Raw genomic sequence first — 2,274 nt, 5'->3', positions numbered from 1 at the left:
GCGCGCCTTCACCCCGCGACCACGGCGCGCCCGCCGGTGTTCATCACCGCCCGCGAGGCCCCTGGCGCTCCAGCCGTCGGATCCGGCCTGGACGACGCCGCGCTGCATGACCGCGCGTGAGCACGCGATGTACAAGGACGCCGCCACCACTTTCGCCCGGGCGCGCTGATCCCCTTAGCCTGCGCGACGAAAAAAGGGCGCTCCCCGCGACGGGAGCGCCCTTTCTCGTGCGCGATCGCGGCCGCGGTTACGGCTGCGGCTTCAGGTACTTGTCCAGCCAGCCGAACACCTCGTTGTGCCACTGCACGCTGTTGGCCGGCTTCAGGACCCAGTGGTTCTCGTTGGGGAAGAAGAGCAGGCGGCTGTCGATCCCGCGGCGCTGCAGGGCGGTGAAGGTGGACAGGCCCTGGGCGGTCGGGATGCGGTAGTCCAGGTCGCCCTGCACCACCAGCATCGGATCGCGCCACTGGGCGACATGGTTCACCGGGTTGAACTGCTCGTAGCCCTGCGGATTCTCGTACTGGGTGCCGCCGTACTCCCACTCGGTGAACCACAGCTCCTCGGTGCCGTAGCCCATGCCGCGGATGTCGAAGACGCCGTCGTGGTTGACCAGGCATTTGAACTCGCCCGGCCAGTTGCCGGCGATCCAGTTGATCATGTAGCCGCCGTACGAGGCGCCGAGCGCGCAGGCGTTGTCGCCATCCAGGAAGCCGTAGCGTTCCTGGGCCGCGGCCCAGCCCTTCTGCAGGTCCTCGAACGGCCGGTCCCCCCAGTGCTGGCTGATCGAATCGGTGAAGGCCTGGCCGTAGCCGGTCGAGCCGTGGAAATCGATCATGACCACCGCATAGCCGGCGCGGCGTAGGTGGCCGGGTTCCAGCGGTAGGACCAGCTGTTGCCGAACGAGCCTTGCGGCCCGCCGTGGATCAGGAAGGCGACCGGGTACTTGCGGCCCTCGACGTAGTTCGACGGCTTCAGGACGTAGCCGTGCACCGTCTCGCCGTTCCAGCCGGCGAAGGTGAACTGTTCGGGCTCGCCGAAGGCCTTGTCGTCCAGCTGCGGGTTCACGTTGGTGATGCGCGCGGGCATTTCGCGCCCGCGGAAGGTCTTGACGAACAGCTCGCTGGGACGCGTCAGGGTGTCCTGGGCGAAGACGAAGCCGGACGGGGTCTGCTGGAAGGCCGAGACATGGCCTTCGCCGGTGATCGGAGCGACCGATCCGCTGCGCACGTCGACCGAGAACAGCCGCGTCTGACCCACGTCGCCGGCGGTCGTGTAGAGGGTCCGTCCGTCGCGCGACCATTGCAGGGTGTCGGCCGAACGGTCCCAGTTCGCCGCGATCTGACGGGTCTCGCCCGAGGCGACGTCGCGCAGGAAGATGGCGTATTTGTCGGCCTCGAACCCGGGACGGGCCATGGCGCGGTAGGCCAGTGTCTTGCCGTCCGGCGAGAAGACCGGGCCGGTGTCCCAGGCGTCGTTGGCCTCGGTCAGATTGGTCAGGCGGCCCGGCTCGGCGATCGACACCTGATACAGGTCGAAATTGGTGCTCCAGGGCTCGGACTTGCCGGCCTCGCGGGCCGAGAAGACGATGCCCTGGCCGTCCGGAGTGAAGGTGAACTCGCTCTCGTCGCCGAAGGGCTTGGAGGGGGTGTCGCCATCGAAGCCGCGGGTGACCCAGACCGGCTCGCCGGACCCGTCTGTCCCCAGCACGAAGAGGTGGTTCTGGGTCCCGTCGTTCCACGCATCCCAGTGGCGCACGAACATGCGGTCGTAGACCTGGCCCGTCGACGGATCGTCGGCGACGGCCTTGCTGCGGTCGACCGTGCAGGCCAGGGTCTCGCAGTCGGGGAACACGGCCAGCGACACCGCCACCTTCGAGGCGTCCGGGCTCAGGCGATAGGCGTTGATGTCCAGCGGCAGGCGGGTGACCTGGGCCGGGTTGGTCCCGTCGGCGTCGGCGCGCCAGACCTGGCTGGAGCCCGAGCGGCCCGAGAGGAAATACAGCTTGCCGTCCGCGCCCCAGCGCGCGGTGTTGGCGCCGCCCTCATTGATCGCCAGACGCCGGCCCTCGCCGGGGTTCTGCAGGTCCATCATGAACAGCGCGCCGGCGCGGCGGTTGGCCGCCACATCGGTCGTCGTCACCGAATAGACCACCCAGCGGCCGTCCGGCGACACCTGGGGATCGCCCAGCCGGTTGGCCGAGATCATGTCGGCGTAGGTGAAGGCGTCGCGCGCCTGAGCCGCGGCGGCCGGGGACGCGGCCGGCGCCTCGGCCAG

Annotated in this window: 1 pseudogene; it reads right to left on the bottom strand. The window is 69.2% G+C overall.

What is annotated here, in order from left to right:
* Positions 1-247: 247 nt before the first annotated feature.
* Positions 248-2,274: pseudogene (locus AC2W7C_RS16950) on the bottom strand (S9 family peptidase).

Source organism: Brevundimonas sp. CURTG3B2_SDJG, assembly GCF_057364705.1.
Note: the sequence above shows the minus strand (reverse complement) of the source record. Positions and strands in the feature narration are given on the sequence as shown.